The sequence below is a fragment of the Vibrio sp. THAF190c genome, assembly GCF_009363355.1.
GTDB lineage: Bacteria > Pseudomonadota > Gammaproteobacteria > Enterobacterales > Vibrionaceae > Vibrio > Vibrio fortis_A.
In genome coordinates this window covers 1342167-1360367 of record NZ_CP045338.1, presented here as the reverse complement: position 1 = coordinate 1360367, position 18201 = coordinate 1342167, and the positions used below count along the sequence as shown (strand labels likewise).

Sequence of the window (18201 nt, the reverse complement as noted above, 5' to 3'; positions counted from 1 at the left end):
ACTGACTGGATAATCAATGCGGCAAAGGCTACGGCTAGATCGCAAAATATAATCAAAAACGCACGAGTAATGTCATGTCTTTATTAGCGAAAGGAACACTCAAAAAAATGAGTGCTTCTCTTGATGGTACGGTTACGTATCGTCTACCGGTCGGCGAAGAGTTCGTAGAATTGAACCCTCTGATCGGCAAAACCATTAACCTCACCCACACAGGCAACATCTTCTGCTGCTCTTGCGGTAAGAAAACAAAGAAAAGCTACTCTCAAGGTCACTGCTTTGTTTGTATGAAAAAGCTAGCAAGCTGCGACATGTGCATCATGAAGCCAGAGACTTGTCACTACGACCAAGGAACCTGTCGTGAGCCGGAATGGGGTGAAGAGAACTGCATGGTTGATCACTTCGTTTATCTATCAAACACCTCGAGCCTAAAAGTAGGTATCACTCGTCATACGCAGATCCCAACACGCTGGATTGACCAAGGTGCCACTCAAGGCCTACCAATCTTGAAAGTGAAAACGCGTCAGATCTCAGGTCTGATTGAAGTGGAACTGGCAAAACACATCGCAGATAAAACCAACTGGCGCACCCTGCTAAAAGGCGATGGCGATGACATCGAATTGGTTGAACGCGCGAAAGAGTTGTTGCCGCTTGTGGAAGATAAGATCCAAGAGATCAAAGCTCAATTTGGTGATGATGCCATTGAGGTTCTTAATGAAAACATCACGCCACTGAGCTACCCAGTTGAGCAACACCCTGTGAAAATCACGTCACACAACTTCGACAAAAACCCAGAAGTGACAGGTGTGCTGCAAGGGATTAAAGGCCAATATCTGATTCTTGATACGGGTGTTATCAACATTCGTAAATTTGGCTCTTACGAAGTAGAAGTGTCTGCTGAGTAACATTCCAACTAAAAACAAACGCCCAGTGACAACAATCACTGGGCGTTTTCTATTTTCAGGTTACTAATACATGGTATTGCCATTCGCCGTCCCTTCTGGGATCTCCTGAAGTGCGTCCCAATGTTCAACAATCTTTCCGTTATCATCAAAACGGAAGAAGTCCATCGTCACATACTCGACATTATCCGGCCATGTTTGATGAGTATGCAGCGCGACCAAGTTACCTTCAGCCACTGCACGAACAAAGGTGATGTCTTTATTCGGGTACTCTAACTGCATGCGCTCAAAGTAGTCGATGAAGGGCTGTGGTCCGTTACCCACCAGCGGGTTATGTTGAATATATTCATCCCCGACGTACTTCTCTACCGCTTCTTTTGGATTGCCTCTGTAGGCCATCTCATAAAAATTGATCGCATTTTGTTTATTGGCTTGAAGGTCTTGGCTCATGAATCACTCCCTGAATGAGGCTTTCGATTGAAGCCTCATCGTTAATAGTAAACAAGGTACTCGTGTTACTTACTATAGACTCTGGCAATCAGATCGCAGACCAAGAGCCTGACTATTTTTCTTTAAGCGCCTGCTTCACAGTGCTTTTAAGATTCTGCATGAACGTTTTAAAGTGCGGCATGAAATCCAAAAATAGAGGGTGCTTGCGATCTTTCATCATCACAGGGCCAAGCAGACGAAGGGCTACTGCTACTTTCGTTGCCGTTTCGGGTTCAAGCCCACTGCCCTTTTTCAAACTGTCGACAACGTTGAATAGGTCTTCACGGTCTTGGTAATCAAACTCTAGCGTTCTTGCTTGTTCGGTACCGACTTCTTCAATGGTGATGCGGTACTGTTTATCTTTGCGAATTGTAGGAATCATTTTATGGCCTCTAATGCGTTTAAGTTGGTCGTTAATAAAGTTGGGGAATGACGATGATTTGGGTTAGCTCTTCAGGAACTTCTCCACCTTCGGCTTAATCGTCATCGATACCGTTATCATGAGCGCTAACGCCACAGGCAGCGCTCCTAGTACTCCATTCATCCATGCTTCTACAAAATCAGCGCGATTACTCAAACCCACATTGTGATACGCACTTGTTAGCGCCATCCCTGATTCCATCACTAGCGCCATAATGATGCCAACCAGCGCGTCTCTCGCTTTCGCTGCCATATTAGGAAGTAGTCTTTGTGCGCCTTTGGTTAACAGCGCCATCAAGGTGAAACCCATTGGAATCACTGTAACCAGCGCTGTAAAAAAGTTTGTTGCCCAATCGGCAAAGAAAGTCTCCGTAAAACCTAGGTTAAGGTACGTCATTGTTCCGGTGATCGTGCCACCCATCAGGCTAACCATGCCCAACATAACCAAGACTTTTTGGATAAGCGGCGTTTTCTGTGGCTCGATTACTGATTCATTCATCACAGCTTGTACAGTCATTCTCTTCTCCAGTCTTGAATTAGCTTTAAATTAAGTTGATAATGTCAACTATAGTTTAATTTGATTGATAATGTCAACTAGTTTGACTGAGGCGTTTTTATGTCTGAAAGTAAATCACTGGATAGCCTGTTTAAATTGGTACATGCCGTAAAAAGAAATGTGCATGAAAAGATAGAGGCGTTGGATCTCGATATTGCACCCATGCATGTGCGTGTACTGAAGATAATCACCAAGAAGCCGCAGTGCACTGCTGTTGATATCGCGAACTATTTGGACCGAGATAAGGCGCAAGTGACTCGCCTGCTCAGTGCCCTAATTAAACAAGAATTGATCGTTAAAGAGCCCAACCCCGAAGACAAGCGCAGTCAATGTTTGGCTATCACCGAGCACGGTAAAGCCATTGTTGATCAGCTAACTGAGGTTGATAGCGAGATGTTTGAGAAGATGAAGATAGGCATTGATAGTGATGAGCTCGCAACCTTTGAGCGAGTAGCTAAAGCGATGGCTCAAAATCTCAATTCGAAAGGATAAAAAACAAAGAGCGCACTATTTCCAGTGCGCTCTTTTCGTTTGATTGTGAGTCTGGATTAGTCTTTACGAAGAATGCCTTCCAACACATTGAACAGTAAGTCGATCTCTTCAATTGAGTTGTAATGCATGCAGCCAATACGAACCACACCTGTTTCTTCTATGCCTAGCTGCTTAACTAAACCAAGTGCGTAAAAGTGGCCATTCCAAACACAAATATTGTGCTCGCCTAGCGCCTTAGCTATCGACTCTGGTGAGTGATCATCAAACGTGATGGCAAACGTCGGCGTACGCAAGTTCGAGTCATGGGTTGTTTTACCGTAAAGGCGAACACCGCTTAACTCGTTCAACCTTTGCAAGAAGTACTCACTCAGTTGACTCTCATGGCGATTGTACAACTTGTAACTCTGCTCCAAACGCGTTCTGAGATCGTCTGCCGGATCGCCACACTGTGCTAGGTAGTCAACCGCCGCAATTACACCGGCTAGGCCTTCAAAGCTCTGAGTACCGGTTTCAAAACGACCTGGACCAACATTTGTCGCAGGCTCAACTTTGTACGGTTTCAATGTATGCAACCATTGCGGAGCAACGTAAGCGATACCAACGTGAGGCCCGAAAAACTTGTACGCAGAACACGCTAGGAAATCACAATTCAGCTTCTGTACATCAATCAAGTGATGAGGTGCGTAGTGAACCGCATCAACGTAAACCTGTGCACCTTTACTGTGTGCCAGTTCTACGACTTTCTCTACATCAACAATCGAGCCTGTGGTATTGGAAGCGAAAGTGACTGCGACCAATCGAGTTTTATCACTCAGTAGAGATTCGAAGTGCGCCATGTCTAGGCTGCAGTCTGATTCATCTACACGAACTTGATGTACTACAACGCCTTTGTCTTCTGCCGCTTGTTGCCAGCTTGATACGTTTGAGTAGTGATCCAGTGCAGTCACAATGATCTCATCACCCTCGTTCCAATCGCGGCTGATTGCTCGGCTCAATTGGAACGTCAACGAAGTCATGTTGGCGCCAAAAACGATATTGCCAGAAGACTCTGCGTTCAGTAACGCTTGAACTGACTCTCTCGCCTGCTGCATTAGCCCTGTTGTTTTCTGGCTCGAAAAGTAGTGTCCACCTAGATTTGAATTAAAATGGCCAAGGTACTCAGTCATTGAGGCAAGGACATTTTCAGGGACTTGCGAACCACCAGGCCCATCGAAAAAAGTAACAGGCTTGCCATTATGATATTGGCTTAACGCACTAAATTGCTGGCGAACTTCATTAAGAGTGAAGGACATTGCGTTCATCCTTTGCTGTTAATACGAATACATCCATATGACCTACTTCATCGTGGTCAATCGTGCGGATAGGTTGAGCGTTGTGCCATAGCTTGCTGTCCGCGAGCATCGCCACTTCACCATCTTCAAGTACTTTTCTAAAGAATGGTGCTTCGTGAGAATCTTGGTAAAGCATGATCTCACCACCAACAATGTTATGACGGTTCACACCGATAAGTGCGATGTGGTCGAAACCATCTTGGTGTACGCCTTCAGGGGCTACTTGTGTCTCTTCGTAAATTGCTGAGATACGAATTTGGTGAATTTCGATCTCTTGACCGTCTTTCAAACCATTCGTCTCGATGAAGAGTTCACACATCTCTTGCATGCCTTCACTCTGTAGAATGTTAGCTTCAACAGGCTCAAATTCGCGTACTACGTCGCCTTGAAAGTGATTAATGTCTTCTGATTGAACAAAGTTGTGCTTGTCCTGTTCCACAACCTGACCACCGCAAAAACGAATTACCGAGTATCTTCTTAAACGAAACTTACCATCTGCATGTTCAGTGCTTGGTAGCTTTTCGAACGAAGGTGACAACTCTTCAACGGCATGGTTGCTGAGGTGGGTAATATGTAGGGTGTTTTCGTGAGCATGTAACATCATCGACTCCTTAATGAATGTCCACTTTACTTATTTTATTTAACCTTTTGTTTACATAAATGATACGTGAAGATCTGGTTAAATCAACTTTAAACAACCATTTATTCTGCTGTAGAGATAAATTTAAAACTTAATGCCAAGTTGAATTCAAAAACCAGTGATTAAAACCAGTTCAAAAGTTGGGCACCTTTAAAATTCAGCACACTTCACTGGCTAGTTTTATTCACTATTTTTAATTAAAAAGGCAATGTTTAATTTGGCACGCTATGCTCTAATTTCCTGCGTAGCACTGTGTTTTGAAGGGAATGGATGAGGAATTTGGATGAGCAGAAATGGACAAACATCATAATGATTGCCAACAAAAACGGTTACAGACTGAAATGCGACACACCTAATGAAGCGACAGCTATTAACCATTTACACAGTGATAGCACATTGGTTAATTTATCAACTGTAAAGTATCCAAACGCCTTTGCTTGCGCGTCTGGAACAGGTCGAGTTCGGGGGGAACTCGGCCGCCCCAATGTCGCGCCTGCATTCTTTTAAGATTGGGAACCGAGCGCTTTCTCAACCTTGAGGGCATTTGAAGTCTGGCTGTCGACTAGAACAATGGGCGTAATTTCAACATAAGTAGCACGGGTTCACAAACGCCGAGGCTTACTCCCAAACAAGTTATGCTCCATTATTTTGAATAACCTTTTACCCATTCACATTCTGCTCATAGGGTTTTACAATACTAAAAGTTATCCATTCTTCTTATTACGTCTCGCTGTTAATCTCCGAGATGTAACACAGAATGCAAATCCTCTATTACTTCTTTGCTAATTTTAGTTGATCAATCAACTTATCTATTATTTTGCTTTCGTCAACCGTCTTGCTGCCATTAGTTGATGGCTTCTCTTCTGTTCGATTTAAATCTCTAATTAAATACATTTTTGACTCAACTCTTTGTTTCAGCTTTTCCTTATCAGTTACGTTGAGGTCGCTTGCTTGTGCCTCCACACACTCTTTGACTAAACAAGTAACTTGTTTAGTTGTTGCAACATTTTTTGCATTCTCTGTGATTAGCTTCAATGTGTAATAAATTAGACTACTCAAAGTTCCGAGGATAAAGAGGTTTATAGTGATGATTGGTAACCTACTTACAGCTAAAGTCCAAAGATCGAAGTTAAACTGAAAGTTTCCAACAGTAGACAGAGCATGACTGTATATTTTGAATGAAACAAGCGTGGCAGTTATCAGGAGAAATATAAGGAATAAATAGTATTTATTGTTTTGCTTTGTAAGCTCATCTTTATACGAACTAAAGTCTTCACTATAACGAAGTATATCCTTTTCATATCTAACCAACTCACTTTTTAGTTGCCCTAGAGTACTTTCTGCTGCTTTCTTTTCTTCATCCAAAACCGTTATTGTATTGTTCAGTTGAGCTATGTTTTCTTTGGCCCCCTCTTCTTGCTCCGTGATTTTTTTAACGCTATTGTTTGCATCATCTAGCTCTGCCCTGGTGTTTTTTAAATAGTCTCTAGTTAAGTTTAATTGATTTTGTGAAATATCATGTGACTCAGTAAGCTCTTTAACCAATGTCTGATAGCGCATAACTTCATCTTTCGTTTCTTTTAACACTTGCTCTTGTTTAAACGTTTCATCAGTAATGATTTCGGAAAGTTCTAACTTCTTTTCATCGATTTCACTCCATAACTGCCCTGCAAGTTGAATCGCATTTGTAATATTTTTTAATGGTGACGCCCAAATACGAATTCTTGATATCTCAAATTCATCCGTACACTTTATTTGTACGAGAACTGGAATATCATTTATTTCGAATTCAATGTACACCTTATTGTCAACTACTTCTCGTTTTTTTGGATGAACTACTTTTAGTGAGCCGTCTCCAGATATTGTTTGAAGCTTTAAATCACAATCTAGCATGTCAGAGTAAATCGAGATCGTACTAATCCAATGTACTTCATCATCTTGACTAGCTAGAACCACAGAACCATCGTTTACATAGAATGATCCGTCAAAGGATTGAGCACTATTGAAATAGCCATTATTTAACTCTCTCCGTGAACGAATCAACTGTCCATTTGGGGCTATATATTCAGTTTTGCAGACCTGCTTAAGCGTATTTAATAGAGTTGTGTACATCTTTCCGTCCATAAAGTTATTGATTTGAATGATTATAAACTAAGTTCATATTTGATATAAATCATTACCGTTATGTTTTCGAAGATCAACCAATGCTCTTACTTATCTCTGTATCTTATTTGAAGTTTTTACTTCCAATTCTGACTGTACTTTGAGTTAGAGTTACACCATTTCTTATTTATTTTGAGGTTACAATTTCGCCTGTTGCTAGGTCTAGTTTATTGTGGAGCAGCTTAAAGCTCTGCTTTTTGTTCTAGTGCCCTCTTTTTCAAATTCACGAAAATATAGTTTTATTCATTTAGTGATACTTCATGATTTGGCCTGTCGAGACTAAAAGAGTGCATGAACTCATAAATCATGATCATTGTGAGCCTTGTTGAATATAAGCATATAAGTGGCGCCCAGTACGAAGGCGTACTAGCTGACAATATTTCCCTCACGACAAGTTATTAACAAATTACTAGTGTTAGCTTTTAGTAACGTATTTCTGTGGAAATACAAACGCCACCTCTCACTGAACACTCAAACATGCGAGCTCCCTACTTCACTTTTAAAGCACAGTAGTAATCGGTGATTCGGCTAACAGAATGATATTCCTATTAACACTCCGGTTGCAATCCGCTTCCCCCAACCCACCTCAAACCTTGTGACGTTCTCGCAGCTCTTGCAACCACGAGAACGTTTGTCTCGGTTAAGTTCTAACCTATAACGATTAATTACATTTGCGCCCTTGTTAAAACTTTAATTGCCCTCATATTTTCCATACAATCATCAGCGATTATAAATAAAAACGAATTCAACCTCGGAGTCCTCATGAGCGACGTAAAGCATTGTAATTTATTGATTCTTGGTTCTGGCCCTGCCGGCTACACTGCTGCTGTTTACGCAGCTCGTGCTAACCTAAACCCAGTTCTTGTTACCGGTATGCAGCAAGGTGGTCAATTAACAACAACCACTGAAGTTGAAAACTGGCCTGGCGATGCAGAAGGCCTAACAGGTCCGGGTCTTATGGAGCGTATGAAAGAGCACGCCGAGCGATTTGAAACTGAAATTCTTTTCGACCACATTAACGAAGTTGATCTATCGAAGCGTCCTTTCACACTGAAAGGTGATTCAGGTGAATACACCTGTGATGCACTAATCATCTCGACGGGTGCTTCAGCGAAATACCTAGGCCTTGAATCTGAAGAAGCATTCAAAGGCCGTGGCGTATCAGCGTGTGCTACATGTGATGGTTTCTTCTACCGTAACCAGAAAGTTGCAGTAGTAGGTGGTGGTAACACAGCCGTTGAAGAAGCACTTTACCTTTCAAACATCGCGTCTGAAGTTCACCTAATCCACCGTCGTGACACATTCCGCGCTGAGAAGATCTTGGTTAGGCGTTTAATGGATAAAGTGGAGAACGGTAACATTGTACTTCACACTGACCGCACGCTAGACGAAGTTCTTGGTGACGACATGGGCGTAACAGGCGTTCGCATTAAAGATACCCAGTCAGACAAGACAGAAGATATCGACGTAATGGGCGCGTTTATCGCTATTGGCCACCAGCCAAATACGGGCATCTTTAAAGGCCAGCTAGAAATGAAAGACGATTACATCATCGTACAATCTGGCCTAGAAGGTAACGCAACACAAACCAGCATCGAAGGTGTATTTGCTGCGGGCGACGTAATGGATCACAACTACCGTCAAGCGATTACATCAGCAGGTACAGGCTGTATGGCGGCACTTGATGCGGAACGTTTCCTAGACGGACTGGCCGATAAGTAAAACCTCAGTTTTCAATTTTGCCGATTGGCACGCTAAATACTGAGTTTAAATACACTTTGTTATAATTCCCTAGAACCCCGTGGTATATCCACGGGGTTTTCTTTTGTATACTAGCCGCCCTCAACCGAATAATAATTATCATTAAGCCTTCATAATGGATAAGAAAAAACAACGCAGCTTGAATAAATGGCTTAAGCAACAAAGCGGCCTCGCAAAGCGCTGGCTCATGATTGCTATTGGCCTTGGCGTACTTTCAAGCGTGTTCTTGGTGGCGCAAGCTGCCCTTCTCGCCTCTATTCTTCATCAACTGATTATCGAACATGTCGATAAATCTGAGCTAGTCGGCCATTTTGCAGGTCTGGCTCTGTCGGTTGTTGGTCGAGCTGGTTGTACTTGGGGGCGAGAGATCGCCGGTTACCGTTGTGGTGAGCAAGTTCGTGTTTATATCCGTCAGCTGATTCTCGATAAACTTCGAGAGCTTGGCCCAGCCTACATCAAAGGCAAGCCAGCAGGCACATGGGCAACGCTGCTTCTAGAGCAAGTCGAAGACATGCAAGACTTCTTCTCGCGTTACCTACCTCAGATGTCTCTTTCGGTGATGATTCCGTTTGTTATCTTGGTGGTGGTTTTCCCAGTGAACTGGGCAGCCGGTCTTATCTTCCTTATCACTGCACCGCTGGTTCCAATCTTTATGGCACTGGTGGGAATGAAGGCAGCCGATGCCAACCGTAAGAACTTTAAGGCGCTGCAACGATTGTCTGGTCACTTCTACGACCGTCTGCAATCAATGACCACGATTCGCCTGTTTGACCGCACATCAGCGGAAACAGAAGTGCTGCATGGTGCATCGGAAGTGTTCCGTACGCGTACTATGGATGTATTGAAGATCGCTTTCCTATCTTCTGCCGTTCTAGAGTTCTTCACGTCGCTTTCTATCGCAATGACCGCGGTTTACTTCGGCTTCACTTACATCGGTGAGTTGAACTTCGGTCACTACGGTGCTGGGGTGACTCTGTTCGCCGGTCTATTTATTTTGATTCTCGCGCCTGAGTTTTACCAACCTCTGCGTGATCTGGGTACTTTCTACCACGCTAAGCAACAGGCTGTAGGCGCTGCAGAGAGCATTGTTGAGTTTCTAGAAACAGACATCAACAAAGTAAAATCAGGTGATACGCAACTCAACAGTGACGCTGGAATATCCATTGAAGCTCAAGACCTTAAAGTGTTGAGCCCAGAAGGTGTTCAGTTAGTTGGCCCTATCAACTTTGCGCTTAATACTCAACAATCTACTGCCCTTGTTGGCCCAAGTGGTGCGGGTAAAACGAGTTTAATCAATGCCATTCTTGGTTTCATGCCTTATGAAGGAAGCTTGAAAATCAATGGCATTGAGTTAAGAGAGCTTGACCTTGCGTCATGGCGTAAAGCAATCAGCTGGGTTGGTCAAAACCCGCTGCTACTGCACGGCACCATCCGTGACAATGTCACGCTAGGTAAGCAAGACATCAGTGACCAAACTGTTCAACAAGCGTTAGAGCAATCTTTCGCGGATGAGTTTGTTCAAGAGCACGGACTAGATTACATGATCTCGGATCGCTCAGGCGGCTTGTCTGTCGGTCAGTCACAACGTTTGGCACTTGCTCGTGCGATGATTCAAAATGGTCAATTCTGGTTACTGGATGAGCCAACTGCCAGCCTAGATACGCGCAGTGAAAAGCTAGTAATGCAAGGCATCAACAACCGCATCCAAAACAACACTGCCCTACTCGTGACGCACCAACTTGCGCCGCTGCAATCGGTAGACAACATCCTAGTTTTGCGCGACGGTACGCTCGTCGAACAAGGCAACTTCAATGAGCTGTCTCAGTCTGGCGGTCTATTTGAAGAGATGCTAAACGCGAATTTGGCTCAACAAGATAATGAGGGTAATTTAGATGCGTGATTTACTGCCTTACCTGAAACTGTATAAGAAACATTGGTTTGGGCTGTCTTTGGGCATGCTACTAGCCTTCTTAACCTTAGCCGCCTCTATCGGTTTGTTGACCCTGTCTGGTTGGTTCATTTCTGCTTCTGCGGTTGCTGGCCTGACGATCGCTCGTGAAACTTTTAACTACATGTTGCCAGGTGGTGGCGTGCGCGGTCTTGCAATGAGCCGTACCGCTGGCCGTTGGGGTGAGCGTGTAGTGAGCCACAATGCGACCTTCAAGCTGTTAACTGACCTACGTATCTTCTTCTTCAAAAAGCTGGCACCACTTATCCCAGGTCGTATTTCAAACCTGCGTGATGCTGACCTGCTGAACCGCCTGGTTGCCGACGTCGATGCGATGGACCATGTCTACCTACGACTGGTAAGCCCTGTGACTGTGGGTGTGTTGGGTATCTTCTTCCTAACCGCATTTTTGATGTGGTTTGATAGCTCTCTAGGATTAATCTTAGGCTCTATCCTACTGATCATGTTGATCATCTGGCCGGTATTGTTCTACAAGCTGGGTCAACGCAACGGTGGCGAGCTAACTCAGAACAAAGCAGAGCTACGTGTTACCACACTGGATTGGATTGAAGGCTACAGCGAACTAACCCTGTTTGGTGCTGAAGAACGCTACCGCAATGCGATTCTAAACACGCAACAAAAGCTAATGGCGAACCAGTTCGTTAATGCCAACCTAACAGGTATGGCGTCAGCGGCATTGATGTTGTTCAACGGTTTAACTCTAGTGCTGATGTTGTGGCTTGCTGCAGACGGTGTTGGCGGCAACGCACCAGACCCACTGATCGCGTTGATGGCTTTCGCTACAATGGCAAGCTTTGAATTGCTAATGCCTATCGCTGGCGCGTTCCAACACTTAGGTCAAACACTAACTTCGGCGCGTCGCTTGAATGAAGTGATTCTGTCTGAACCAGAAGTTCAGTTCAGCGATAGCAAGCTTGATATTGACCAACCGCTAGATATTCAATTCAACGCGGTTTCATTCCAGTATCCAGATTCTGAGCGCACGGTATTGAACTCGGTTGACCTATCGATTCCGGCGAACAATAAAGTGGCGATTGTCGGCCAAACAGGTTCAGGTAAGTCGACTTTGATTCAGTTGCTGACTCGCTATTGGGATCCAAAACGTGGCGTGATTTCTATTGCGGGTATCGACCTAACCCAATGGAATGAGAGCCAGCTGCGTGAATCCATCAGTGTGGTAAGCCAGCGTGTTGATATCCTCAACGGTAGCCTGCGTGACAACCTACTGATTGCTAAACCGCAAGCTAGCGATGAAGAGCTACAAGGCATTCTGACGAGCGTTGGCCTTGAGAAACTGCTTGAAGACAACGCACTCGATGCTTGGTTAGGTGACGGAGGCCGTCAGCTTTCTGGTGGTGAGAAGCGTCGTATCGGCATTGCACGTGCCATTCTCCACGATGCCCCTATCCTACTGTTGGATGAGCCTACCGAAGGCCTAGATAAACAGACAGAGAAAAGCATCATGGCGCTGTTTGAGCAGCACTTCGAAGGCAAGACAGTTATCTTCATTACTCACCGTTTGATTGGACTAGAGAAGATGGATTCTATCGTCTTGATTGAGCAAGGTGAGATTGTAGAACAAGGCTCTCATAGTGAGCTGCTGTCGGGTGAAGGTCGTTACTTCCAACTTCGACAAGCTATCTAACACAGAGTCTCTACTAACGAGATAAAACGACAAAGCCCGAGCACAATGTACTCGGGCTTTTTGTTACCTCTCCTTTGGCCACCCTGCGATGGCGTTTTCGCTCCCTAATCGTCGTTCCATTTTCACGAGAAAGTATAAAGATGCTTCTTAAAGCAACGGCTGCAACGACAGCGCCACGAATTGGGGTAACACAATCGCTGTAATGCCGTTCGTCTTACTCTTCTAAGCACACTCTCCAATCGACACTTTTCGCACACCCTTACGATATACATATTATGTTGATAAGGTCTCAAACCACTCTTTCTCACTCATATCTAAAGTCTTTCTACACTTTTGTTTTTCTAATTATCACTTTAGGTATACAAGGTAAGGTGTCCTATTCAGACTCAGCCACGTCAGTATTCGCTGATGACTATCTCTGTTGATGGGTAAAGTACAATGGCGCATTTCCCAAGTCCTAACAAAAACGACACCAATATAAAAAGTCTGTGGTCACGGAACATCGCCACCAAATATGATGTTCGAGAAAAGGTAATCAAGGAGCTATTTCGAAGAAGAGTGTTGATAATCAACCGTTTGAAACCGATAATAAAAAATGAAGATATTAATAATTAGAACAACGAGTTACGTATTTCTCCCACAAAAAGAAACAAGCCTAATCGCTGTTTGAATTTGCGAGATATGAATTATTTGGAATCAATTATATTTTTGTTTATATCGAAATTTTCGCGCTCACTACACTGGTGTTCTTCTACTGTTTATCAACTAAAGGAAAACCATTGTGAAATTCAACCGCACAGCCATTGCTAACCTAAGCGACCTATTTAAGTCATCAAAGAACAAGCTCAAACTGACTAAACACAACGCTCTGTTTTTAATGAGTGCACTGGCTATATCATCAACAGTTGAAGCAGCTCAGTTCTCAACGACCAGCGACAATGCACCAACCGGTAGCAATCAGACATTGACTATGTTCCAAGACACCACCTTTAACCTAGTGGGCGAGTCTTTGTCTGTAGGTGACAAACTTCCATCAGTAGCGTTAATGAGCAACACAAACCAAGCGTATGACACGTCTGCCGAGAACAAAAACGTTCGTATCTTTAGCGTGCTGGCTTCTGTCGATACCCCAGTTTGTGACCAGCAAATTCAAGACCTTTCAAAATTCGTAGAGAGCAACAAGCAGCTGCTTGCCGACATTGATTTTGTTGGGTTAAGTGCTGACACGACTTTTGCATTAGATCGCTTCAAGAAAGAGAAGAACCTGTCTGATAACTTGTTGCTACTATCGGATGCAAAAGACCACGCATTTGGTTTTAAGACGGGCACACAAATCAGCGAGCTAGGGTTACTTACAAGAACCACATTTGTTGTCGATAAGAACAACACCATCGTATACCTACAACGCGTTCCTGAACTGACAACCATCCCAGATCTAGAGAAAGCGGTTGAAGTAGCCAAAAAGCACATTTAATTCATCGGCTAATCAGCTAATAAATTAATCGAATCGCCAATAAAAAATCCGAGTATCAATACTCGGATTTTTCTTTAGAAGTCCCAATCGTCATCTTCAGTCGCCACGGCTTTACCTATCACATAGGAGGAGCCAGAACCTGAGAAGAAGTCATGGTTTTCATCCGCATTTGGCGAAAGTGCTGCCATAATTGCCGGATTGACCTGACATAATTCATCGGGGAAGAGTGCTTCAAAGCCTAAGTTCATCAATGCTTTATTGGCGTTGTAGTGTAAGAAGTGTTTAACATCTTCTGTTAAACCAACTTGGTCATAAAGCGACTCTGTGTATTGCGTTTCAATTTCATACAAAGAGAACATAAGCGAGTACGCTTCATCCTTTACTCTCGCCTGCTCAACTTCATCCAGCTCCTGAAAAGCGAGCTGAAATTTGTATCCAATGTAATAACCATGGATGGCTTCGTCTCGGATAATAAGACGGATTAAGTCCGCCGTATTAGTCAGTTTCGCTCGGCTCGACCAATGCATCGGCAAGTAGAAACCTGAGTAGAACATGAAGCTTTCAAGAAATACGCTCGCTACCTTTTTCTTAAGCGGGTCGCCCGTTGATAAGTAATCTTCTAGAATCAACTGAGCCTTCTTCTGGAGTAACGGGTTTTCTTCCGCCCATCGAAATGCTTCATCAATTTGTGGCGTGGTACATAAGGTTGAAAACACCGAAGAGTAACTACGAGCATGTACTGCTTCCATGAAAGCGATATTGGTCAACACTGCTTCTTCGTGTGGCGTTCGAGCATCCTCCATCAAGGCAGGAGCTCCCACAGAGTTTTGAATTGTGTCGAGCAAGGTCAGCCCGGTAAATACTCGAATCGTTAATGTTTGCTCATCCTCGGTCAACTGCTTCCATGTCTGAATATCATTCGACAATGGCACCTTTTCTGGAAGCCAAAAATTCACCGTTAGACGATTCCAAATCTCTAGGTCTTTGTCATCTATCATACGGTTCCAGTTAATTGCTCGTACTGGACCTGATTCCATCTGTTTCATTGAGTTTATCCCTTATTTACAGTGAGCAAGACACACAGCCTTCGACTTGAGTGCCTTCTAGCGCTTTCTGTCGCATACGGATGTAGTAAAGCGTCTTAATTTTCTTTTTCCATGCGTAGATCTGAGCTTTATTAATGTCTCGTGTCGTCACTTCATCATCAAAGAACAGGGTTAGTGACAAGCCTTGATCGACGTGCTCTGTCGCTGCGGCATACACATCAATAATCGCTTTAGGACCGATGGCATACGCATCACGGAAGTACTCTAAATTTTCATTGTTCAAATAAGGCGCAGGGAAGTAAACGCGACCAATCTTACCCTCTTTTCGAATCTCAACTTTGGCGGTCACAGGGTGAATAGACGCCGTAGAGTCGTTGATGTAACTAATAGAGCCTGTAGGTGGAATCGCCTGTAGATTTCGGTTGTAAAGGCCAGAACTCATCACCGTTTGTTTCAGCTCTTCCCACTCGGAAACTGTCGGTACACGTATATCTAGGCGTTCAAATAGCGCTTTGACGACGTCTGACTTTGGAGAGAAATCTTGTTCTAGATACTTACTGAAAAATGAGCCGTCGCTGTAAGTGGAGTTTTCAAACCCCTTAAACACGCTCTTTTTCTCTTGAGCGAGTTTGTTGGACGCAACGAGGCAGTGGTACAAGATGCAGGCAAAATAGCTGCCAGTGAAATCAATCGCCTCAGGGGAGTCGTAATGAATTCGCTCACGTGCTAAGAATCCGTGCAGGTTCATTTGACCTAAGCCAATCGCATGCCCCTCATCATTCCCTTTTCGAATCGACGGCACGCTATTGATGGCACTCATCTCTGACACAGCATTCAAGGCTCGAATTGCCGTCTCTACGGTTTGCGATAGCTGCCCACCATCCAAGGCTTTAGCGATATTCATCGAACCTAGGTTGCATGAGATATCTCGCCCAGTATGGTTGTAGTTCAAGTCATCATCGAAGCTCGACGCCTCGTTCACTTGAAGAATCTCCGAGCATAAGTTGGACATGTTGATGCGACCCTCAATCGGGTTGGCTTGATTCACCGTATCTTCAAACATGATATATGGGTAGCCAGACTCAAATTGGATCTCTGCCAATGTTTGGAAAAGACCTCGCGCGTTGATCTTCCCTTTCCGAATTCTTGGGTCGTCCACCATTTCATGATACTTCTCGGTAACGCTGATCTCAGAGAAAGGCACACCGTAAACACGCTCTACATCATGAGGGGAAAACAAGTACATATCCTTGTTTTGCTTGGCTAACTCCAGCGTAATATCAGGAATAACCACTCCAAGGCTTAATGTCTTAATTCGAATTTTCTCATCGGCATTTTCTCTTTTTGTATCGAGAAACTGCATGATGTCGGGATGATGAACATTTAGGTAAACAGCACCTGCTCCCTGCCTTGCACCTAATTGGTTTGCGTAAGAGAAGCTGTCTTCAAGTAGCTTCATCACCGGTACAACACCCGAACTTTGGTTAAGAATTCCCTTAATTGGCGCTCCCTGTTCTCTTAAATTGCTAAGAAGAAGCGCGACACCGCCACCGCGACGGGACAACTGCAACGAAGAGTTTATTGCGCGGCCAATACTCTCCATGTTGTCTTCAATTCTCAGCAAAAAGCATGAGATCAATTCACCACGACTTTTCTTACCAGCGTTGACAAAGGTTGGCGTAGCCGGTTGAAAACGCTGATGGATGATCTCCTCCATCAGTGCAAGAGCAAAGTCACAATCACCTCGTGCCAATAAGAGTGCCGTCATCACAACTCGGTCTTCAAACCGCTCAAGGTATCTTTTACCATCTCGTGTTTTCAGTGCGTAGGAAGTGAAAAACTTGTAGGCACCTAAGAAGGTACGGAAGCGAAATTTGATTTGATAAGCTTGCTGCCAAATCTGATGAAGAAAACTGCGGTCATACTGTTCGATAACTTCCGACTCGTAGTAACCTTCTCTCAGGAGATAGTCTATTTTCTCATCCAAGTTATGGAAAAAGACCGTATTTTGATTCACATGTTGTAAGAAAAATTGGCGAGCAGCTTGCTTATCTGCCTCAAATTGAATCGCCCCTTGATCATCGAGCAGATTCAACATCGCATTTAGAGCATGGTAGTCAAGAGACTCATTCTCGAAGTGGTTATCCATGATGTTTCCAAAATTGTTTTAACCCGTCACGAACGATTTCAACATCGTTCTGGGTTCCTGATAGTTCGAAACGGTACAAGAGTGGTACATTGCACTTTTCAGCGACAATCGCACCACCACGAGCAAACAACGCCCCAAAGTTTCGATTTCCCGACGCGATCACGCCTTTAATCAATGCGCGATTTTTCGGATTATTCAATATGCGTATAACAGACTTAGGCACGGCTCCCCGCCCTTCTCCGTCAGCATATGTTGGGCATATGAGCACGAATGGCTGTTCAATCTCGGGTAGCCCTTCACCATCTTCAATAGGAAGCCGAATTGCTGACATTCCCAGCTGCTCTACAAATCGCTGGGTATTGCCTGAGGCACTCGAGTAGTAAACGATCATTGTCCCAAAGCGCTGATCATGTCAGGTCGAAAACCCGACCAGTGACGACCATTGGCCACCACCACTGGAGCCTGTCGATAACCCAGTGATTGAACCCTCTCCATCGCAACTTCATCCAGCGTTAGATCAACAACGGTATGCTCGATACCTTTGCTCTGTAATGCCTTCACTGTCGCAGTGCATTGAACACATTGTGGTTTCGAGTAGACGACGATATCCATATAGTACAACCTCACTTAAATCTTAATGATAACCATTATCAAATATAGCGTGGCACATATAGTATTTGTAGATTTAATTTTGTCAATATATTGATCTTCACACCAAAAACCATAAAAAATGCATGGTTGATATGAAAATGATAATCAATATCATTTGATCGCAGTAATCAACTATGAGGCAGTAAGGTGAGTATTCCGAGTTCTGGTTCTAACGAAATATCAATACATGACATGCAGTGGCAAGGCGTCACTTTGAGTGAAAATGCCGCCAACAGAATCACTCAATTAGCGGGTGAGAAACAGTACTTCCACCTGACAGTGAAATCCTCTGGCTGTACGGGGTTTGCCTACGTTGTAACCCTTATCGAACAACCATCAGAAGGCGACATTAAATATGAGTCTCATAACGTTGTTTTTTATGTCGCTCTCCAAGCAATGCCTATGGTCGATGGCACTGAGATTGACTTTGTACGTCAAGGGCTAAATAGCAATTTTGTATACAACAATCCCAAAGTAAAAAACCTTTGTGGATGTGGTGAGAGTTTTGGAGTTTAA

The 18201-nt window shown here is 44.0% G+C and carries 17 protein-coding genes; 7 read left to right on the top strand and 10 right to left on the bottom strand.

Annotation, left to right across the window (positions count from 1 at the left end):
• Positions 1–74: 74 nt before the first annotated feature.
• Positions 75–902, top strand: a complete 828-nt coding sequence (locus FIV04_RS06195; protein WP_152468570.1) for a DUF2797 domain-containing protein — start codon at positions 75–77, stop codon at positions 900–902.
• A 63-nt stretch (positions 903–965) separates the two neighbouring features.
• Here the strand turns inward: FIV04_RS06195 and FIV04_RS06190 are convergent, their stop codons facing one another.
• From FIV04_RS06190 to FIV04_RS06180, 3 genes are all read right to left on the bottom strand, one after another.
• Complete coding sequence (locus FIV04_RS06190) at positions 966–1349, bottom strand: nuclear transport factor 2 family protein (protein ID WP_152468569.1); 384 nt, start codon at positions 1347–1349, stop codon at positions 966–968.
• A 112-nt stretch (positions 1350–1461) separates the two neighbouring features.
• The gene (locus FIV04_RS06185) at positions 1462–1770 is read right to left on the bottom strand and encodes a DUF3861 domain-containing protein (RefSeq protein ID WP_152468568.1); all 309 of its coding nucleotides are present in this window, start codon (positions 1768–1770) and stop codon (positions 1462–1464) included.
• A gap of 63 nt (positions 1771–1833) precedes the next feature.
• Positions 1834–2325 (bottom strand): DUF2798 domain-containing protein, encoded by a 492-nt coding sequence (locus FIV04_RS06180; RefSeq protein ID WP_152468567.1) that lies wholly within the window; start codon positions 2323–2325, stop codon positions 1834–1836.
• 99 nt (positions 2326–2424) lie between these two features.
• On the opposite strand from FIV04_RS06180, the gene FIV04_RS06175 reads away from it, so the two are divergent.
• The gene (locus tag FIV04_RS06175) at positions 2425–2856 is read left to right on the top strand and encodes a MarR family winged helix-turn-helix transcriptional regulator (RefSeq protein ID WP_152468566.1); all 432 of its coding nucleotides are present in this window, start codon (positions 2425–2427) and stop codon (positions 2854–2856) included.
• A gap of 56 nt (positions 2857–2912) precedes the next feature.
• Here the strand turns inward: FIV04_RS06175 and FIV04_RS06170 are convergent, their stop codons facing one another.
• The 3 genes from FIV04_RS06170 to FIV04_RS06160 all read right to left on the bottom strand — a co-directional run bounded on the left by FIV04_RS06170 (position 2913) and on the right by FIV04_RS06160 (position 6939).
• Complete coding sequence (locus FIV04_RS06170) at positions 2913–4148, bottom strand: cysteine desulfurase-like protein (RefSeq protein ID WP_150872123.1); 1236 nt, start codon at positions 4146–4148, stop codon at positions 2913–2915.
• A complete protein-coding gene (locus FIV04_RS06165) occupies positions 4132–4788 on the bottom strand; it encodes a 2OG-Fe dioxygenase family protein (RefSeq protein WP_150872121.1) in 657 nt (218 codons plus the stop codon). Before FIV04_RS06165 ends, FIV04_RS06170 begins: the two co-directional genes overlap by 17 nt.
• 810 nt (positions 4789–5598) lie before the next feature.
• Positions 5599–6939, bottom strand: a complete 1341-nt coding sequence (locus FIV04_RS06160) for a hypothetical protein (protein WP_152468565.1) — start codon at positions 6937–6939, stop codon at positions 5599–5601.
• Between the two features lie 813 nt (positions 6940–7752).
• Between FIV04_RS06160 and trxB the strand changes: the two genes are divergently transcribed.
• The 4 genes from trxB (at position 7753) to FIV04_RS06140 (ending at position 13839) form a co-directional block, all read left to right on the top strand.
• Positions 7753–8712, top strand: coding sequence for a thioredoxin-disulfide reductase (trxB, locus tag FIV04_RS06155; protein ID WP_152468564.1), 960 nt, complete (start codon positions 7753–7755; stop codon positions 8710–8712).
• A 154-nt stretch (positions 8713–8866) separates the two neighbouring features.
• Entirely contained in the window at positions 8867–10651 is a 1785-nt protein-coding gene (gene cydD / locus FIV04_RS06150) for a cysteine/glutathione ABC transporter permease/ATP-binding protein CydD (RefSeq protein WP_152468563.1), read from the top strand.
• A complete protein-coding gene (cydC, locus tag FIV04_RS06145) occupies positions 10644–12365 on the top strand; it encodes a cysteine/glutathione ABC transporter ATP-binding protein/permease CydC (protein WP_152468562.1) in 1722 nt (573 codons plus the stop codon). Before cydD ends, cydC begins: the two co-directional genes overlap by 8 nt.
• Before the next feature lie 781 nt (positions 12366–13146).
• Positions 13147–13839, top strand: coding sequence for a redoxin family protein (locus tag FIV04_RS06140; RefSeq protein WP_253895381.1), 693 nt, complete (start codon positions 13147–13149; stop codon positions 13837–13839).
• Positions 13840–13913: 74 nt separating this feature from the next.
• On the opposite strand, the gene nrdF is transcribed toward FIV04_RS06140, so the two are convergent.
• The 4 genes from nrdF to nrdH are packed head-to-tail and all read right to left on the bottom strand — an operon-like array spanning position 13914 to position 17646.
• Positions 13914–14885, bottom strand: a complete 972-nt coding sequence (gene nrdF, locus FIV04_RS06135; protein ID WP_152468561.1) for a class 1b ribonucleoside-diphosphate reductase subunit beta — start codon at positions 14883–14885, stop codon at positions 13914–13916.
• A gap of 16 nt (positions 14886–14901) precedes the next feature.
• On the bottom strand, positions 14902–17034 hold the full coding sequence (gene nrdE, locus FIV04_RS06130) for a class 1b ribonucleoside-diphosphate reductase subunit alpha (RefSeq protein WP_152468560.1): 2133 nt from the start codon (positions 17032–17034) through the stop codon (positions 14902–14904).
• Positions 17027–17425: a class Ib ribonucleoside-diphosphate reductase assembly flavoprotein NrdI gene (gene nrdI / locus FIV04_RS06125; RefSeq protein ID WP_152468559.1), complete on the bottom strand. Its 399-nt coding sequence runs from the start codon at positions 17423–17425 to the stop codon at positions 17027–17029. Before nrdI ends, nrdE begins: the two co-directional genes overlap by 8 nt.
• Positions 17422–17646: a glutaredoxin-like protein NrdH gene (gene nrdH, locus FIV04_RS06120; RefSeq protein WP_150894961.1), complete on the bottom strand. Its 225-nt coding sequence runs from the start codon at positions 17644–17646 to the stop codon at positions 17422–17424. The genes nrdI and nrdH overlap by 4 nt, the downstream gene beginning before the upstream one ends.
• 186 nt (positions 17647–17832) lie before the next feature.
• Between nrdH and FIV04_RS06115 the strand changes: the two genes are divergently transcribed.
• Entirely contained in the window at positions 17833–18201 is a 369-nt protein-coding gene (locus FIV04_RS06115; protein WP_152468558.1) for an iron-sulfur cluster assembly accessory protein, read from the top strand.